Raw genomic sequence first — 17301 nt, 5'->3', positions numbered from 1 at the left:
CAACGTTATGAAGAACGCGTATTGGGCTATGCGTTTCAAGGTGTTGTCGGGTTATCTGTCATAGCCTGATGCGCTTTTGTCATAAGCTTGTCGCCCCTGTTTTAATTCGATAGCGTTGTTTGCTCATTCAGGTCATTAACACCGAAGAACATCGGCCAGGAAATACCTGGTCAAGTCACTTTTCTTACTCTCTGCCACAAAAAATAAAACACAGCTGAGGGCTTAACTATGCGTGCGTTTATAACGACCGGCGGGCTTTTGTGCGCCAGCTTAATGGTGCCTGGTATATCAAGCGTGCGCGCCGAAGGTTTCCTCGGGGATTCCACCGGCCACCTTGCGTTGCGTAATTACGCCTTCAATCATGACAACCGCAGCGGCGGCAACGACCGTGTCGAATGGGCACAGGGGTTGTTGCTGACGATGCGTTCCGGATTCACGTCCGGGACCGTCGGGTTTGGCCTCGACACCCTGGGCCTGCTGGGGCTGAGGCTTGACTCCAGCCCTGCACATGCCGGTACTGGCCTGTTGCCTGTGCAGGATGATGGCCGCGCCGCCCGTGATTTTTCCAGCCTCGGCGTGACCGGCAAGCTGCGTTTCGCCGATGTCGTGGTGAAGACGGGCACGTTGTTGCCCAAGAACCCGGTGGTCAGTTACAACGATGGGCGTTTGCTGCCACAGACATTCCAAGGCACGCAGTTTGAATACACCGGTATCGAACATCTATTTGTGCAAGGTGGGCGACTGGATCAATCAAAGTTGCGTAACTCCAGCGATAACGTCGATCTGATACCGAGCGGTTACAAAGGCCCGAAGCATGGTGATTTTTACTTTGTGGGTGGTACGTATGCACTCAATAAAACCATCAGCCTGTCTTATTACTACGGTGAACTTGAAAACTTCTATCGCCAGCACTTTTTCGGGGTTGTGCATAAAGTGGCTGTCGGGCCAGGTCACTTGACGACGGACGTGCGTTATTACAACAGTTTTGAAACGGGGGCGGCCTATAACGGTGCTGCGGACGCCGACATGTTCAGCGGCTCCTTGAGTTATCGGCTCGGCGGGCATACGTTCGGAGGCGGCTATCAGCAATTGTCCGGTAACGCCGCATTGCCCTATTTGAATGGTGCGGCCACCACGTCCTTTACCAGTCCGGGCGTGAGCAAATTCATCCTGGAGGATGAGAAAACCTGGATGCTGCGCTACGACTATGACTTTTCCGCCCTGGCGATCCCGGGCTTGAGTTTCATGATCCGCTACTACAAAGGATTCGACGCCAAGTATTCTGGCAAACCGGCCGATGAGCACGAGCTGGATACCAGCCTCAAGTACGTGATCCAGGACGGCACGTTCAAAGGCCTGGGGGCAGAATTTCGCAACACGGCGTACCGCTCAAATGTGCTCACCAGTTGGGACTACAATCGCCTGTACCTGACCTACGACATCAAGCTCTGGTAGGGCTGCAAGGCTGGACGCCGCAGGTGTTGCCAGCGGAAACTGCGCCCAGTCGTGTCTGCTTGGAGCCCGAGCGTGAATCTCAAACAACTGGAAGCGTTCCAGGCCATCATGTCGACCGGTTCGACCATCGATGCCGCCACGCGCATGGGCTTGTCCCAGTCGGCCATCAGCCGTTTGCTCAGCCAGCTCGAAGAGTCACTGGGCTTTGCCTTGTTCCTGCGCAGGAAGGGCAGGCTGACGCCGACCTCCGAGGCCGAGGCGTTTTTGCCGGAGGTGTCGGGGCTGGTCGACAACATGCAACGCGTCCAGCGCATGGCCGACGACCTGCGCCTGGGGCACGCTGGCCGGGCGCTGCTGCGTGTGGCGGTGCCCACCAGCATGACCCACCAATGGTTGCCCCGTGTGGTTGCCGAATTCATGCAGGGCCGCGACGACCTTGTTATCGAACTGGTCACCGGTTCCTACGATGCGCTTGAGCGCGCGGTGCTGGACCGCAGCGTCGATTTTGCCTTTGTGCGCCTGCCCACCGAATTGCCGGGCTTCGACGTGGTGCCGGTGTTGCAGGTGCAAGGCGTATGCGTGCTTCCCCAAGCGCACGCGCTGTGCGAAAAGCGCGTTATCCAGGTGAGTGATTTGCGCGGTGTGCCGCTGGTGCTGCTGGGCCGCCAGCGCAACCTGCGCACGGAGCTTGACCAGGTGTTTCGGCAGGCGTCCATTCTTCCCAACGTGCGCATGGAAGTGCATTCGGCAGGTGCCGCCTGCGCTTTCGTCGCCGAGGGCATCGGCGTGTCGATCATCAACGAATTGCTGGCCAATGATTTCTTGGACTTGCCGATCGTGACGCGGCCTTTTCTACCGGTTTTGCCGTATTCATTCGGCCTGGTTTTTCGCAGTGATGTTCCCCGTACGGCCCTGGCGCAAGCGTTCTCCGATTTACTTGCCCAGCGTTTGCGAATGGCGATGCCGCAGGTGCATTGACGTCAGCGCAGCCCTTCGAGCGCGCGCCACAACTTCCTCATCGTCGGGTTCTGGTTTTCAATCGCGCAGTACGAGCGAATCTCCAACCGCGTACTCCACGCCTCGCCACCCGCCCGCACCAGCAGCCCACGCTCCAACTCATCCACCACCGCGCTCTGTGGCAACCACGCCACACCGTAACCTTCGATAGCCATGCGCATCAGCAGCATGGCCATGTCGGCTTCGTAGCAGCGCTCCAGCACGGCAGGTGCAGGGCCGTTCTTGATCACGATTTGCGCGACCCTGCCCAGGAACGTGGTGGCCGTGTAAGCCAGATGCGGGACGGGTTTTCCCGTGCTCCCCGGCAGGCGATACAGCGGTCGGCCGCGTTTGTCCGGCGCGCACAACGGAATAAACGCATCATGCCCCAGGGCCAGGCTGCCGAAGCGTTGCGCATCCAGCAGGATCGGCGCCAGCGGGTGGTGGTAGACGATCATCAAATCGCAACTGCCTTCTTCCAGCGCAATCACCGCGTCATGAATATTCGCCGCCACCACCCGTGCATTGAACTGCTCGGTCTGGCGCTGGAACTGCGCCAGCCACTTGGGCAGGAAGGTCATCGACAGGCTGTGTGCGGCGGTCACCTGGATCGAGCGCCCTGGCATGCGTTCCACTTCACGCAGGCTGGCGCGCAGGCGCATCAGGCCGGCCAGGGCTTCGCGGCTTTCGCTGCAGAAGGCGGCGCCTGCGGCGGTCAGTTGCACCGGGTAGGTGCCACGGTCGACCAGTTCGACGCCCACCCATTCTTCCAGTGAACGAATGCGCCGCGACAACGCCGATTGCGTCACGCAGCGCACTTCGGCGGCGCGGGAGAAATTTTTCCACTCGGCGATGGCCAAGAGGTCGTCCAACCATTTGATCTGCATGCCGGTTCTCCAGGCGATGAGCCCTGAGTGTATGCCGCCGCGCGCAGCCTGGGCTGGGCTTTCTGCAAACTATTCCAAAAGCGCATGGGGTTAGCTGGATTACTCATCATGGCGGCCGGGGTGGGTCCCTAGAATCCGCTCCATACAACAAAAGCCATCTGAGGGCCGCACCTGTGAAGAAGAACAAACTCCCCCGTCGAATCGCAGTTGGCATCGTCTTGGGCGTGCTGGTGGGTTGGGCATGTCACCACTATGCAGGAAGCGAGCAGGCCGCCAAGGCGCTGGCGGGGTACTTTTCGATGGTCACCGATATTTTCCTGCGCATGATCAAGATGATCATTGCGCCGTTGGTGTTCGCCACCCTGGTGGGCGGCATCGCGAGCATGGGCAATTCGCGCTCGGTAGGGCGCATCGGCTTGCGTGCGATGCTGTGGTTCGTCACGGCGTCACTGGTCTCGCTGATGCTTGGCATGGCCCTGGTCAATCTGTTCCAGCCGGGGGCCGGGCTGAACATGCAGGTGGTGCAACATGCGACGGCAGCGGTGCCGGTCAACACCGGGGACTTCAGCCTCAAGACCTTCATCAGCCACGTATTCCCGCGCAGCATTGCCGAGGCGATGGCCAACAACGAGATCCTGCAGATCGTGGTGTTTTCGCTGTTCTTCGGCTTCGCCCTGGCCGGGGTCAAGCGCGCCGGCTACACGCGCATCACCGACACCGTGGACGAGCTGGCCAAGGTCATGTTCAAGATCACCGACTACGTGATGGCTTTCGCGCCGATCGGCGTGTTCGCCGCGATTGCCTCGGCGATCACCACCAACGGCCTGGGCCTGCTGGCCGATTACGCCAAGCTGATTGCCGAGTTCTACCTGGGGATCGCCCTGCTCTGGGTGTTGTTGTTCGCCGCCGGTTACCTGTTTCTCGGACGCTCGGTGTTCACCCTCGGCAAGCTGATCCGCGGGCCGATCCTGCTGGCGTTTTCCACGGCCAGCAGCGAGTCGGCCTACCCCAAAACCATGGAGGCGCTGGAGAAGTTCGGCGCGCCCAAGCGAGTCTCCAGTTTTGTGTTGCCGCTGGGCTATTCGTTTAACCTTGACGGCTCGATGATGTATCAGGCGTTCGCGATCATGTTCATCGCCCAGGCCTACAACATCGACCTGAGCTTCACCCAGCAACTGCTGATTTTGCTGACGCTGATGATCACCAGCAAAGGCATGGCCGGCGTGGCGCGGGCGTCGGTCGTGGTGGTGGCGGCGACGCTGCCGATGTTCAACCTGCCCGAGGCGGGTTTGTTGCTGATCATCGGTATCGACCAGTTCCTCGACATGGCGCGCACCGCCACCAACGTGGTGGGCAACAGCATCGCCACGGCGGTGGTGGCCAAATCCGAGAGCGCGGAAGAACCCGCTGAGCTGCCGCAAGGTGTGCACGCATGAAAACCACCTCCCGGCTGGGCATCGTCGGCGGGCTCGGTTCGCTGGCGGGCGGCGATCTGTTCTACAAACTGGTCAAGTCCCGTGCCGTGCTGGAGGACCAGGGGCGCTATCACTTCCTGTTTGAGCAGCACCCGTTCAAGGATGTACTGCTGCCCCTGGACCGTAACGCGAGCATGACCGCGCGCAAGTTCTATGTGTTCCAGGTATGCAAGACCTTTGAAAACACCGGGGTGGATGCGGTGCTGCTGCCGTGTTTCGCCAGCCAGACCTTTCGCGCTGAAATCCAGCAGGAACTGGGCATTCCCGTGCTGGACATGATGCACGCGCTGGTCCGGTACATCACCCGTCGAATAGCGCCTGGCACCACCCTCGGCGTGATCGCATCGGACTTCGTGCGTCACGGCGGCTTGTTTGAACAGCACCTCGGCCAGCACTTCAACCTGGTGTACCCGGAGGACCACGCCCAGGCCGCCTTGATGGAGGCGATGTACGGCGTCAACGGCATCAAGGACGGCCACCTTGACGGTGTGCCGCTGGAGTCGGTGTACCAGGCGTGCCTGTCGCTGCACGGACAGGGCGCCACGGTGATTGTGCCGGGCATGACCGAGCTGTCGCTGGTCTGCGGCGACCTGCAACGGCGTGGCATCAGCGCCCTCGACATCAACCAGATCTACGCCGAGTTCGCCACCCAGGCCGATGGTTCGGCGCGTCAGCCACCGTTCAAACTGGGCATCGTCGGCGGCGTCGGCCCGGCGGCTACCGTGGACTTCATGGGCAAGGTGGTCGCCCATACCCCGGCCGGCAAAGACCAGGACCACATCAAGATGGTGGTGGAACAGAACCCGCAGATCCCCGACCGCACCGCCAACCTGCTACGCGATGAAACCGACCCGACCCTGGCCCTGTACGCCACCTGCAAACGCCTGGAAAGCGCCGGCGCCCAGGCCATCGCGATTCCGTGCAACACCGCCCATGCGTTTGTCGAACGCATCCAGGCGCACCTGCGCGTGCCCATCGTCAACATGCTCAGCGAGACGGTGGAGTGGATCGTGCAGACCTACGGCAGCGGCCAGGCCGTGGGCTTGCTGGCGACGTCCGGCACCCTGCAAAGCCAGGTCTACCACCAGGCCGCGCGAGGCTGCGGCTTGCAACTCATCACGCCTGGCTTTGATTACCAGGCGCTGGTGATGGAGGCGATCTACGGCGAACGGGGGATCAAGGCGGGGTTTACCGCTGGCGTGTGCCGTGAGCAGTTGCTGCTGGCGGCAGAGCATCTGTGTGAACAGGGGGCGAAAGTGTTGATTCTCGGGTGTACCGAGTTGCCGTTGGTGCTGGCGCATTGCGAGGTGTTCGAGATCGGTGCCCACCGGGTCGCCCTGGTTGACCCCACGACGGTCCTGGCGCGCCGTTGTGTCAGCCTTTCGTCGGGAGCTCATCATGTCGGATAAAAAAATTTTGTGAGCGCCGCTTGAAAATATTCAGCCCGAACCTACTTAGGTTTTACGCGATGCCGAATGCGGGTCGCGTATCAAATCACTTGGAGAAACCTCAGGAGATTTTGCAATGGCTACTACTCTTTCGTTGGCCCCACTGTTCCGTCACTCTGTCGGCTTTGACCGTTTCAACGACCTTTTCGAATCGGCGCTTCGCAGCGAGGCCGGCACCACCTACCCACCTCACAACGTCGAAAAGCACGGGGACGATCATTATCGGATCGTGATTGCGGCCGCAGGCCTGGTGGAGGATGACCTGGAAATCCAGGTGGAAAAAGGCGTGTTGACCGTCGCCGGCGGCAAGCGCGAACACGATGAGGGCATCACCTACCTGCACCAGGGCATCGCCCAGCGCGCGTTCCGCTTGTCGTTCCGCCTGGTCGACCACATCGAAGTGCAGGGCGCCCAGCTTTCCAACGGCCTGCTGAGCATCGACCTGCTCAGGGTGGTACCGGAGGAAGCCAAGCCAAAACGCATTGCGATTGGTGGCGCTGCCAAGGCGGATGTGAAGTCCATCAGCGAGCAGTGAGTTGAAATGAATAAAGGCGCTCTTTGGAGCGCCTTTATTTTGCCCAATGATTCACAGTCATTTTCTATCTTATTTGCGCTCGTCGTTTGAGCCCGAGTCCACCCCTGCGCGGCCGGGCACGATGCCAAGGGCTCGGGATCGTCCGGTGCATATGGGGTCATGCCTTTATGAAGAATTATTTAAGAATGACCTGGCACATCCTGTCGGCGTGAGTGCTTTCTGGGCGTAATGCGTTTTTGACTCCCTTCATTAACCCCTAATAATCAATTGCTTGAAAAAGAACAGTCAGTGTCGGATCGGGAAACCGTTCTTAAGCTGGCTATCTTTTTATGCGCGTTTTATTCCAAAAAGGTCTTTTGTCGAAAAAGCGGCGACATGATTTATTCAAGTTGAAGTGTAACAACTTATTTCAGATTTTTTGCCGCTTTTCGGTACCGATCTGGGGGCTTTCTGTCGGCGAACAGGGGATATCCGTTCGTTGCGACGCAGTGGTTTCGGCCTGTGACATTGATGATTTTGCTTCCACCCACGCGGTGGAGTGCAAACAAGGGATCTGTATTAATTATCGAGGCTTGAACCGATGAACCACATGATCAACTCCATACTTGAAGATGCGTCAACCCGTTCCTCTATCAGCCATACACACCCCGCGCTTGTGCATGATGTGTTGTGGCGCGCGTTGGAACAGGCACTGAAGACCAGCACCGATGATGTTTCTCACAGTCCGCATACCCGAGCCTGCCTGAGGATCTACGCCGAAATCGATACCCTGTCTTATCTGGATAAAGCAGATTCGAAATTGGCCGCCGCCTTGGGCAAGGCCTTCTTTGAGTCGCGTTCCAGTAAAGACGTCGAGGCGTTCTGGAAATTGTTGTTGATCAAGCAACTGCTGTTTGAAGTATCTGTCAGGGGCGTCGCTTCCCATATTGCTTCGCAGGCCAATCATAACCCTGTGTCTCCGCCGACCTTTGCCGGGTCGTCCAGGGTGAACGTCAGCCTGGGCCTGCTGTGCAAGGAGACCGATCAACTCAAGCACTCCGTTGTCCAGGTGTTGCAAAAACTCGCCCAGCATCTGGAAGACCACGGGCTCAAGAAACCCCAGGCCACTCAAGAGATTTTGTTGGCGCTGTACAACGCCGTGTGGTCGGGCAACCAGGGTGTCGATATCGAGTCGCAGATCTTCTATGCCAACAGCGTGTACGACGCATTGCCCGATGTCTATCAGGCCCTGGGTCTGGCGGCCCGGACCCAGTGGCTCACGGTGTTCACCTGGTTGTATGGCGACAAGGATGGGCGGCCGTACGACACAAACCAGCACACCGAAACCTTGGTTATCGCCCTGGAATCAGCGCTGCGCAGCCGTTATATCGCAGACATCAATAGCCTGATCAAAGACGGTGGCGCACGGCATCGCCTGGAAGAGATTCGTGCCCGACTGGACAAGGATCACGCCGATGCCTTTGCCGCCCCGGCCGAATTGATCGAAGCGCTGAGCAGCATCCGCTTCACCCAGCCTGCGGGCATCGACCCGTTGTTGCTGCGGGTGCAGGCCTTTGGTTTTCATTATGTGGAGATCGAGTTCCGCGAAAACGCCGAGATGTTCAGCAGCGTGGTCGATGAGATTGTTTCCAGCCAATGGCAACAGGATCCTGGCGCAGGCACATCCCGCCCCTATCGTGACCTGGATGAGCGGGAGCGCCGGACGGTGCTTGATGCCGCGCTGGCGGACGACAGCGTTCAGCCGCCCACGGATTTCTGGCAGGCCTACCTGCGGCGCACCGCTGCGATTTATGAAGAGAAAGCCCTGCGCTACAAGGGCCAGGACTACATCGCATTGATGGAACAGGACCCGGGCTACATTCGCATGTACGACGCCCGCAATGCGGTCGAACGTTTTGAGATGATCGACCGTTATCGCGACCGCATGAACATCCACGGGATCGCCGAGTACACATCGAGCCTCAGTGTGCTGGAAGTCCTGTTTTTGATGAAGGCGGCCCAGGTGCGGGAGGGCATCGACATCGCCCTGCAACCCGAAGACCTGGCGGGCGCCGAGCAAACCCTGGCCACGGTGCATGAGATTTATGAAAGCCCGGTTTACAGGCAGCACTTGGCATCACGGGGCAACCGCCAATACATCACCTTCGGCCCCAGCGACACTGGCAAGCAGGGTGGCAAGGGGATGCACAAGCTGAACATGGCTATCGCTCACCAGCACCAGCGGATCGCGGCTCGGTACGGTATCGAGGTGGTTACCCACGTGATCATGGGGGGCGAGCATGCGCGTTGTAATGGAGTGATCGCCGATACCCTGCAAGAGTTCGGCGCCCTGGACGGACCGGAAACCCGATTCATGCTGGCCGGGTGTGCGGAAATGCGCGGCCATTTGTTGACCCGCAATCAATCGGTGAATTTTCTCAGCCAACTCTACCGCATGCATGCTGAGCCCCGCACGCAGCCCTCGGAGGCGGTAATCGCCGACAGGATCCAGCGTTGGTCCGATGTCGTGCGCCGCTACCAGTCGCGTTTTTTCGAGCATCCGGCGCTGCCAGCCTTGCTGCGGGACATGGCGCGATTCGACGTGGTCAGGGCCACCGCCAAGGGCACTCGGCCGCCGTCACGCCTCTTCAATATCAAGGTCTTCGAGTCCAGGCCGGATGCCATTCGTGCGATTCCCTGGACTCGCGCCCTCTTGGCCAGTGGACTGCACAGCGAACTGATCGGGGTCGGGCAGTTCGCCGATGAGCCCGCGGCGAAATTGTTGGAAGCCTTTACGGAGGACGACAGCTTTCGCAGCTATGTCAAAGGCATGGCGTACGCCATCGCCCGAACCGACCTCACGTGCGCCTGGCTGACCTTGGCGGGCAGCGTTCCAGAGAAAACGCACATCCTGTCGCTGGCGCAGGCGTTGCACACCGAAGCTGTCGGTACCGGCGAGCAACTGTTGGCCAGCCTGCATCTGGAAGTGGTGGCGGGTAAGCGTTTTGTGCACAAGGCCACCACCGGCGTAGAGCCGCAGGACCCGTGGAAAATCAAGGAAAACTCCCTGCTCAATCTGTGGCCTAGCCTCAAGGCCGAGGTCTACCGCAAAGAGAAAAACCTGCGCATTTATCGGTTGTTCCTCATCTATGCCAAAAGCAACCCAGACTTTATCAAGGCCTCTTCACTGAACGATTTTTACAGTGGGTTCCTGGCGGCAGCCAGTACCGATACAGGCTTGGTCGATCCTGACAGCGCCTGCCACTTCACTTGGTAAAGCACCCGCCGACAGCCGGGGCGACCTGGCTGTCGGCGCGGTTGTGCGCCGTTCAAGAGGATCACAAGCATGGCATTCACCACCCTGATACTCGATGCACCCGGCCCGCCGTTGTTATTCGAGGAAGTCGACCGATTCCTCGCGCTGGGCCTGGTCGTCACTCTGAATCTCTACTATTTCACTGATAAGGATGGTATCCGCGAGCACTATGGCGAGCGCATTCACTACACCGAGATCAACGGTCACGACCGGCAGGCTTTCATGGGGGCCGTGATGTTGGCCGGAGGGTACAGCGTGTTCAAGACGCGCCTGAATATTCCCATTGAGGGCGAACTGATTCGCAACGCTGCGTCACCGGCTCTGCCAACGCCGCTGCGCGCTATCGCTCAAGCCGGTACGGGCGTCAACCATATCGACCGGCAAGCGGCCCAGCAGTGTGGCGTGACCCTGCTGAACACTCCAGGCGCCAACGCGGCTGCGGTTGCTGAATATGTCCTGGCCCAGGCGTTGTATTTATCCCGGGACCTTGACCACTACAACGCTGAAACGCACAAGGGATGCTGGTCCAAGGGCACCTTGGCGCCAGGCCTGGAGTTCGGTGAACTCACGCTAGGGGTGGTCGGCACGGGCAGCATCGCTCAAGAGGTCGCACGCAAGGCGGGAGCGCTTGGTCTCAAGGTCATCGCCACCGGTTCGGAACGCTTTACCGACCAGGTCGCGCGCAGCCTTGGCCTTGAGCGCCGGCAAACCCTCGAAGCATTGCTGAGGGAGGCCGACGTGGTCTCGATCCACGTACCGTTGACCCCGCTGACCCGCGGCCTGTTTGGGCTGACCCAGTTCAGGCAGATGCGCCAAGGTTCGATACTGATCAATACCGCGCGCGGCGGCATCGTCGATGAAGCGCAGTTGGCGAGTTTCATGACGGCGTTTCCCAGGCATATAAAAGCAGCCGCCATCGATACCTTCGCCCTGGAAAAAGACTGCTTCCACTCACCACTGGCAGGCGTCGGCAATGCCCAGCTCACACCGCATATTGCAGGCACCACAACGACGGCGATCCGCAAGGCTTCGCGGCAGATTGTCGACAAGATCCACGCGCTCAGCCTGGCGGCGAACGCAGGTTAACCCCTCAACACAAGGAAGCCTTCCTCATGCAACGCTCTATTCATCAACGCCTGGACGCCCTCAGTTGTACCGACCTCAGCGATGCCATGGATCGCCTGAAAATCCTTTGTCAATGTACCGACATCAAGCCGCTGGACCGGTCCTTCAGCCTTACGGGCAAAGCCTGGACCCTGCGCTACGGACCTGTTGGCCTGGAGGGGGGCTCGGTGGGCGACTACATCGACGACCTTGCCCCAGGGCAAGTGGTGGTGATCGACAATCAGGCACGCCTCGACACCACCGTATGGGGCGACCTGCTGACCTCTACGGCTGCCCGCAAACAATTGGCCGGCACGGTGATCGACGGTATCTGCCGCGATGTCGATCGTGCGTTGGAACTCCATTACCCGATCTTTTCCCGGGGCAACTGGATGCGCACCGGCAAGGATCGCGTGCGTGTCGAGGCGATACAGGAGGCGGTGACGCTGGGTGGCGTGCGGGTTAGACCGGATGACTGGCTACGGGGCGATGGTGACGGGCTAGTGGTCATTCCTGCGGTTTCAGTGAGCGAGGTGCTGACGGTCGCCGAAGAAATCCACCAGGCCGAGGAACAGATTCGTGCGGCCATCGACGCCGGTGTCCCATTGCGGCAAGCGCGCGCAGACTATGGGTACCACGCCTTGCAAACCCCGCGCGGCTGACAACCCTGATCGAGCCAACGGCGTAAGCAAGCAGTGGCACACTGGGCGCGGACGTGTTGCAATCCCCCGCAGCCGTAACCGGGTGGACCCAGTGTGAAACGCCATTTCGAAGACCTGCAGCTCGGCAGCATCGAGCTGTTTTGCCTCGCCGCCGAAGCCAACAGCTTCACCGCCGCCGCGCAGGTTGCCGGTGTCACGCCGGCGGCCGTGAGCCGCAGCATTTCACGCCTGGAAGAGCGCCTGGGCTCGCGGCTGTTTGTGCGCACCACGCGCAGCATCCGCCTCACTGACAGTGGCCGCACCTTCTTCGAACAATGCCGCCAGGCCCTGACCCAACTGGTGGAAGCGCAACAGGAGGTGATGGGCGCGCAAGCAGTGCCGTCCGGCCTCTTGCGCATCAGTATTCCCACCACCTACGCCCATCACCGTCTGCTGCCGCTACTGCCGAAGTTTCGTGCGCTGTACCCGCAGGTGACGGTGGATATCCACATCAGCAACCGCAATATCGACTTCGTCGCCGAAGGCTACGACCTGGCGGTCCGTGTGCGCGCCCAGCCCGACTCATCGCTGATTGCGCGCCTGCTGGAAGACGCCGAGTTGGTGGTGGTCGCGGCACCGTCCTATCTTGAGCGCGCCGGCATCCCACAGACGCTGGAAGATCTACCCGCCCATGAATGCATCCAGTACGAACTGCCCAGCAATGGCCGGCGTATCTCCTGGCTGTTTCAGGTGGATGGCAAGGCGCAAGAGTATGCGGGGCAGGCGGGGTACAGCTGCTCCGACGATGTGCTGGGCGGGGTGACCCTGGCCAGGCACGGCGCGGGGTTGTTTCAGACCTACAAGTTTATTGTCGAGCAGGAACTGGCTGACGGCAGCCTGGTAGAAGTCCTGCAGCCGTTCGGTGGGCGTTCACGGCCGTTTACCTTGTTGTATCCCCATGGTCGCTATGTGCCGCATCGGGTGCGGGCGTTTGTGGATTTCCTGATGCAATGCCGGGACGAATCGGCGGCGCCGTAGACGCGGCAATATCCCAGGTCAGCAGCAGTTGGCTGATCGCCGCGTCGATGCTGGCGTGGGGAACGTTGTCGCGCGCAAGGATCGAAATGCCCTGCAGGAAACTGTCAAATACCGTCGCCATCACCGCCGGGTCAATCGTGCCTGGCAATTGCCCTGCACGTATCGCACGCTGCACACAGGCCACAATCCCCGCCCGTGTGCGCAGCCGCGATTGCGTCAATCCATTCGCCACCCGCGCATTCTCGGGGCTCGGCGCACTCATCACGCCCAGCGCCACCATGCAGCCCTTGGGATGCCCGTCTTCACACTGCATACGTGCCGACTGGCGCAGCGCCGTTTCAACCGCCTGACGCGGCGACAGGCTTTCGTCCCACAGGCATTCGGTGACCTGTGCGTAGGTCGTCAGGTAGCGCTGTACACATTCGTCGAACAGCGCCTCTTTGGAACCGAACGCCGCATAAAAACTCGGCGCGGAGATACCGCCACCCAGGCCAGCCTTGAGTTGGGCGAGTGAGGTGGCGTCGTAGCCGTGCTGCCAGAACAGGTGCAAGGCCTGGTCTACGGCGTGATCGCGGTCGAAGGTGCGGGGGCGGCCCATTTGTGCCATGGCGGATCTCCGGTGGGGGAAGCGAGATAAATACTAGTCGATACATATGTCGTTGACAACGCGCTATGTCCGGTCGCAACATTTGTATCGATCAGTATTTAAATCTCGCTCAAGGAGTTACCCGTGACACCTTCACTCACTTTATCGGCGTCATCCGACCGCCTGCCCATCGGCGCCTTGCTCGCCCTGGCCATGACCGGCTTTATCTGCATCGTCACCGAAACCCTGCCCGCCGGCCTGTTGCCGTTGATCAGTGACGGCCTGGCGATTTCCCCGTCGATGGCCGGGCAGATGGTCACCGCGTATGCCTTGGGCTCGGTGCTGGCGGTGATCCCCATGACCATCGCGACCCGTGGCTGGCGCCGGCGTAATGTGCTGTTGCTGACCATCGTCGGGTTCCTGCTGTTCAACTCCATCACCGCGCTGTCGTCCCACTATGGTGTGACCCTGGTGGCGCGTTTTTTCGCCGGTGTGGCAGCGGGGTTGGCCTGGAGCCTGCTGGCCGGTTACGCCCGGCGCATGGTCGCGCCGCACCAGCAGGGCAGGGCGCTGGCGTTGGCGATGGTCGGCACGCCGATTGCGCTGTCGTTGGGTGTACCGCTCGGCACCTGGCTGGGTGGGTTGGTGGGATGGCGCACCACGTTTGGCCTGATGTCGGCGGTGAGTCTAGTATTGATTGCGTGGGTGTTGGTCAAAGTCCCGGACTACGCTCCCCAGCCCGCCCATCAACGTATGTCGCTGGGCCAGGTGCTGAGCACGCCGGGCGTACGGTCGGTGCTGGCGGTGGTGATCAGTTGGATGCTGGCGCACAACATTCTGTACACCTACATTGCACCCTTCGTGGCGCCGGCGGGGTTGGCCGAGCGGGTCGACCTGGTGCTGTTGGTGTTCGGGGTTGCCGCGTTGGCAGGGATCTGGCTCACGGCCAGGCTCGTTGAGTCGTTGTTGCGCAAGACCGTGCTCGTCAGCCTGGCGGTGTTCGCGGTCGTCTCGCTTGGGCTGGGCCTTTTTGGCAACCTGCCGGAAGTGGTCTACCTCGGCGTGGCCGTGTGGGGCCTGAGTTTCGGCGGCGCCGCGACCCTGCTGCAGACTGCCCTGGCCGATGCGGCGGGCGATGGCGCCGACGTGGCGCTGTCGCTGAATGTGGTGGCCTGGAACAGCGCGATCGCCGGCAGCGGTGTCGTCGGTGGGGTGTTGCTGGAGACCTGGGGCGTGGCCTCGTTTCCGTGGGCGATGCTGCTGTTGATCGGTGTGTCGCTGGCGATTGCCTGGAGCGCCCGTGCCCATGGTTTCAAACCAGGTGCACGGGCTGCGGGAAAACCTTCAGCAGTCGGGCACTAATCTGACATCTGCTAGTCAATAATCCTCGCAATATCATCCACTTGGCTCCGTACGCCGGAGCCAGCCGCTTCACTCCTTTTCGAAGATTCAATGCATGTACCTACGCAAACTTGCCGTTGGGCTGACCGCCTTTGTTTTGCTGTCTTGCGGGGCCAACGCCCGCAGCCTGCCGGACCTGTATTCCAAACAGGAAAAGCAACTGTCCTTCGACAGTTGTGCCGACCTGTTCCCCGCCGCACCGATCAACACCGCCACCGTGCCAACCGCGATGAAACCGCTGGCGCTGTGTTCCGACCATTTCGCAGTGCTCTACTCGCAAACCAGCAAGACCCCGCTGGTGGTGGTCGAACGCCTGAATGCCGCCTTGTTGAAAGACGCCAAGGGCGAGGAACGCACCAACCAGTTCTACGCCGACCCGCGTATCCCCAAAGGCGGTCGCGCCGAGTTGAGCGACTACCGCGCCCAGCACCCGGCGGTGGACCGTGGTCATCAATCCCCGGCCGCCGATGCACCGAATGCCAATGCGATGGCGCAGTCGTTCGCGCTGTCGAACATGGTGCCCCAGGACCCCACCAACAACCGCAAGGTCTGGAGCAAGGTCGAGGCCGACGTGCGCAAGTTTGCCGTGCGTGCCGGTGGCGACGTGTATGTGTTCACCGGCCCGTTGTTCGACCCGGGCTACGGCACCATCGGCCACAACAAGGTCTGGGTGCCGACGCGGTTGTTCAAGCTGGTGTATGACGCCTCCAGCAAGCGCGCCTGGGCCTATGTGCTGCCCAACGCCGAGACGCGCATCCAGAAACCGATGGACTACGCGACGTTTGTGAAGAGCACCGGGCTCAAGTTGCTGGGTGATCTTCCGGTGTCGGGGTCGGTGGGGCGGGGTTGACCCCCATCTTGCGGGCCAATTGGGGTGAGCAGGCTTGTGTGGCAAGCCCGCTCGCCACAGATGCATGAGGAGCCTTACCTGGCTTTTTTCAACGCCTTGAGGCGCTGTGTCGCACGCTGTACGGCCGCCATCTTCTCCGGGCGTTTCATGCGTTTCCATTTGCGGATGTCATCCTTGGTGCGTCCGCAACTGACGCAGAGGTCGCCGCTGAGCTGGCAGAGGGAAACGCAGGGGTTCTCGATGTCTTTGGCCACGGGTTCACCGGCTGATGGAGGAAAGGGGCGCCGTCAGGCCACACGCATCCCGGGATTATCTACACACAAGGGTATACTCGCCACCCTCGCAGCCTACTCCTTTCAAACAGACCGAGATTCCCCATGAGTACCTCTCTGCCTCTCACCCCCGCGCGCAAACCCGTCGCGCCGCTGGTGGCCTTTATCATCCTGGTGCTGGGCGCCCTGTTCCTGCAAAACAGCGTCGGTTCGCACCAGGTGCTGTTGCTGGTGGTTGGCGCCGCACTGGGCTTGACCCTCTACCACGCCGCCTTCGGTTTCACTTCGGCCTGGCGCGTGTTCATCAATGATCGCCGTGGCGCTGGCTTGCGCGCGCAGATGGTGATGCTGGCGCTGGCGGTGCTGCTGTTCTTCCCGGCGCTGGGGGCGGGCACGCTGTTTGGGCAGCCGGTGACCGGGCTGGTGGCGCCGACCGGGGTGTCGGTGGTGTTCGGGGCATTTGTTTTCGGCATCGGCATGCAGCTGGGCGGCGGTTGTGCGTCGGGCACGCTGTTCACCGTCGGCGGTGGCAATGCGCGCATGCTGGTCACGTTGCTGTTCTTTATCTGCGGTTCGTTGATCGCCACGCACCATGTTGACTGGTGGTTCGGGCTGCCGGCGTTCCCGGCGGTGTCCATCGTCAAGAGCTTCGGCGTGGTGCCGGCATTGGGCTTGAGCCTGGCGGTGTTCGCGATCATTGCGTTGGTGACCGTACGGTTGGAGAAGGGTCGCCATGGTCAGTTGGAAGAGGGCGTGAAAAGCGAGCACCGAGGCCTGCGCCGCTTTCTGCGCGGGCCGTGGCCACTGGTGTGGGGCGCCATCGGCCTGGCCCTGCTCAACTACGCCACCCTGGCGCTGGCGGGACGGCCCTGGGGCATCACCTCGGCGTTCGCGCTGTGGGGCGCCAAAGTCGCCAGCGGCCTGGGTGTGGACGTGGCCAGCTGGGCGTTCTGGCAGATGCCGGGCAATGCCAAGGCCCTGGCCGCGCCGGTGTGGGAAGACATCACCAGCGTGATGGACATCGGCATCGTCCTCGGTGCGCTGCTGGCCGCCGGCCTGGCCGGGCGCTTTGCCCCCAGCCTCAAGATCCCGGCGCGCTCGCTGGTGGCGGCGGTGATCGGCGGCCTGCTGCTCGGCTACGGCTCGCGCCTGGCGTACGGTTGCAACATCGGCGCGTACTTCAGCGGCATCGCCTCGGGCAGCCTGCATGGCTGGGTATGGCTGGTGGCGGCGTTTATCGGCAACAGCGTGGGCGTGCGGTTGCGGCCGTTTTTCTTTGCGGGGGAGCGGCGGCAGGTGGCGTTGAGCGGTTGCTGAT

General features: G+C 61.0%; 15 protein-coding genes. 12 read left to right on the top strand and 3 right to left on the bottom strand.

Features of this window, described 5'->3' with window-relative positions; genetic code table 11:
• Positions 1–228: 228 nt before the first annotated feature.
• Together BM110_RS08700 and BM110_RS08695 are read left to right on the top strand one after the other, a co-directional pair.
• Positions 229–1455: an OprD family outer membrane porin gene (locus BM110_RS08700; RefSeq protein WP_371914785.1), complete on the top strand. Its 1227-nt coding sequence runs from the start codon at positions 229–231 to the stop codon at positions 1453–1455.
• 72 nt (positions 1456–1527) lie between these two features.
• On the top strand, positions 1528–2433 hold the full coding sequence (locus BM110_RS08695; RefSeq protein WP_092250611.1) for a LysR family transcriptional regulator: 906 nt from the start codon (positions 1528–1530) through the stop codon (positions 2431–2433).
• A 2-nt stretch (positions 2434–2435) separates the two neighbouring features.
• Here the strand turns inward: BM110_RS08695 and BM110_RS08690 are convergent, their stop codons facing one another.
• Positions 2436–3338 carry a LysR substrate-binding domain-containing protein gene (locus BM110_RS08690; protein WP_093513156.1) on the bottom strand — a complete coding sequence of 301 codons (903 nt, stop codon included), beginning with the start codon at positions 3336–3338 and terminating at the stop codon, positions 2436–2438.
• Positions 3339–3511: 173 nt separating this feature from the next.
• Between BM110_RS08690 and BM110_RS08685 the strand changes: the two genes are divergently transcribed.
• The 7 genes from BM110_RS08685 to BM110_RS08655 all read left to right on the top strand — a co-directional run bounded on the left by BM110_RS08685 (position 3512) and on the right by BM110_RS08655 (position 12874).
• Complete coding sequence (locus BM110_RS08685) at positions 3512–4774, top strand: dicarboxylate/amino acid:cation symporter (RefSeq protein WP_093513155.1); 1263 nt, start codon at positions 3512–3514, stop codon at positions 4772–4774.
• Positions 4771–6222 carry a cysteate racemase gene (locus tag BM110_RS08680; RefSeq protein ID WP_093513154.1) on the top strand — a complete coding sequence of 484 codons (1452 nt, stop codon included), beginning with the start codon at positions 4771–4773 and terminating at the stop codon, positions 6220–6222. The genes BM110_RS08685 and BM110_RS08680 overlap by 4 nt, the downstream gene beginning before the upstream one ends.
• Before the next feature lie 115 nt (positions 6223–6337).
• On the top strand, positions 6338–6796 hold the full coding sequence (locus BM110_RS08675; protein WP_071490189.1) for an Hsp20 family protein: 459 nt from the start codon (positions 6338–6340) through the stop codon (positions 6794–6796).
• 589 nt (positions 6797–7385) lie between these two features.
• A complete protein-coding gene (locus tag BM110_RS08670; RefSeq protein ID WP_256575373.1) occupies positions 7386–10052 on the top strand; it encodes a phosphoenolpyruvate carboxylase in 2667 nt (888 codons plus the stop codon).
• A 69-nt stretch (positions 10053–10121) separates the two neighbouring features.
• A complete protein-coding gene (locus BM110_RS08665) occupies positions 10122–11177 on the top strand; it encodes an NAD(P)-dependent oxidoreductase (RefSeq protein ID WP_092250626.1) in 1056 nt (351 codons plus the stop codon).
• A 26-nt stretch (positions 11178–11203) separates the two neighbouring features.
• Positions 11204–11857, top strand: a complete 654-nt coding sequence (locus BM110_RS08660; RefSeq protein WP_092250629.1) for an RraA family protein — start codon at positions 11204–11206, stop codon at positions 11855–11857.
• A 93-nt stretch (positions 11858–11950) separates the two neighbouring features.
• On the top strand, positions 11951–12874 hold the full coding sequence (locus tag BM110_RS08655; protein ID WP_093124884.1) for a LysR family transcriptional regulator: 924 nt from the start codon (positions 11951–11953) through the stop codon (positions 12872–12874).
• Here BM110_RS08655 and BM110_RS08650 read toward each other — a convergent pair.
• Entirely contained in the window at positions 12777–13481 is a 705-nt protein-coding gene (locus tag BM110_RS08650; RefSeq protein ID WP_092250632.1) for a TetR/AcrR family transcriptional regulator, read from the bottom strand. The two genes, BM110_RS08655 and BM110_RS08650, sit on opposite strands and share 98 nt — an antisense overlap.
• A gap of 123 nt (positions 13482–13604) precedes the next feature.
• On the opposite strand from BM110_RS08650, the gene BM110_RS08645 reads away from it, so the two are divergent.
• Positions 13605–14822, top strand: coding sequence for an MFS transporter (locus BM110_RS08645; protein ID WP_093513152.1), 1218 nt, complete (start codon positions 13605–13607; stop codon positions 14820–14822).
• 94 nt (positions 14823–14916) lie between these two features.
• The gene (locus tag BM110_RS08640; RefSeq protein ID WP_092250638.1) at positions 14917–15711 is read left to right on the top strand and encodes a DNA/RNA non-specific endonuclease; all 795 of its coding nucleotides are present in this window, start codon (positions 14917–14919) and stop codon (positions 15709–15711) included.
• Between the two features lie 74 nt (positions 15712–15785).
• Here the strand turns inward: BM110_RS08640 and BM110_RS08635 are convergent, their stop codons facing one another.
• Positions 15786–15965 (bottom strand): DUF1289 domain-containing protein, encoded by a 180-nt coding sequence (locus tag BM110_RS08635; protein WP_058425670.1) that lies wholly within the window; start codon positions 15963–15965, stop codon positions 15786–15788.
• Between the two features lie 123 nt (positions 15966–16088).
• Between BM110_RS08635 and BM110_RS08630 the strand changes: the two genes are divergently transcribed.
• Positions 16089–17300 carry a YeeE/YedE family protein gene (locus BM110_RS08630; protein WP_093513151.1) on the top strand — a complete coding sequence of 404 codons (1212 nt, stop codon included), beginning with the start codon at positions 16089–16091 and terminating at the stop codon, positions 17298–17300.
• Position 17301 lies beyond the last annotated feature (1 nt).

Origin of the sequence: Pseudomonas sp. NFPP28, assembly GCF_900115535.1 — a bacterium.
Classification (GTDB): domain Bacteria; phylum Pseudomonadota; class Gammaproteobacteria; order Pseudomonadales; family Pseudomonadaceae; genus Aquipseudomonas; species Aquipseudomonas extremorientalis.
Note: the sequence above shows the minus strand (reverse complement) of the source record. Positions and strands in the feature narration are given on the sequence as shown.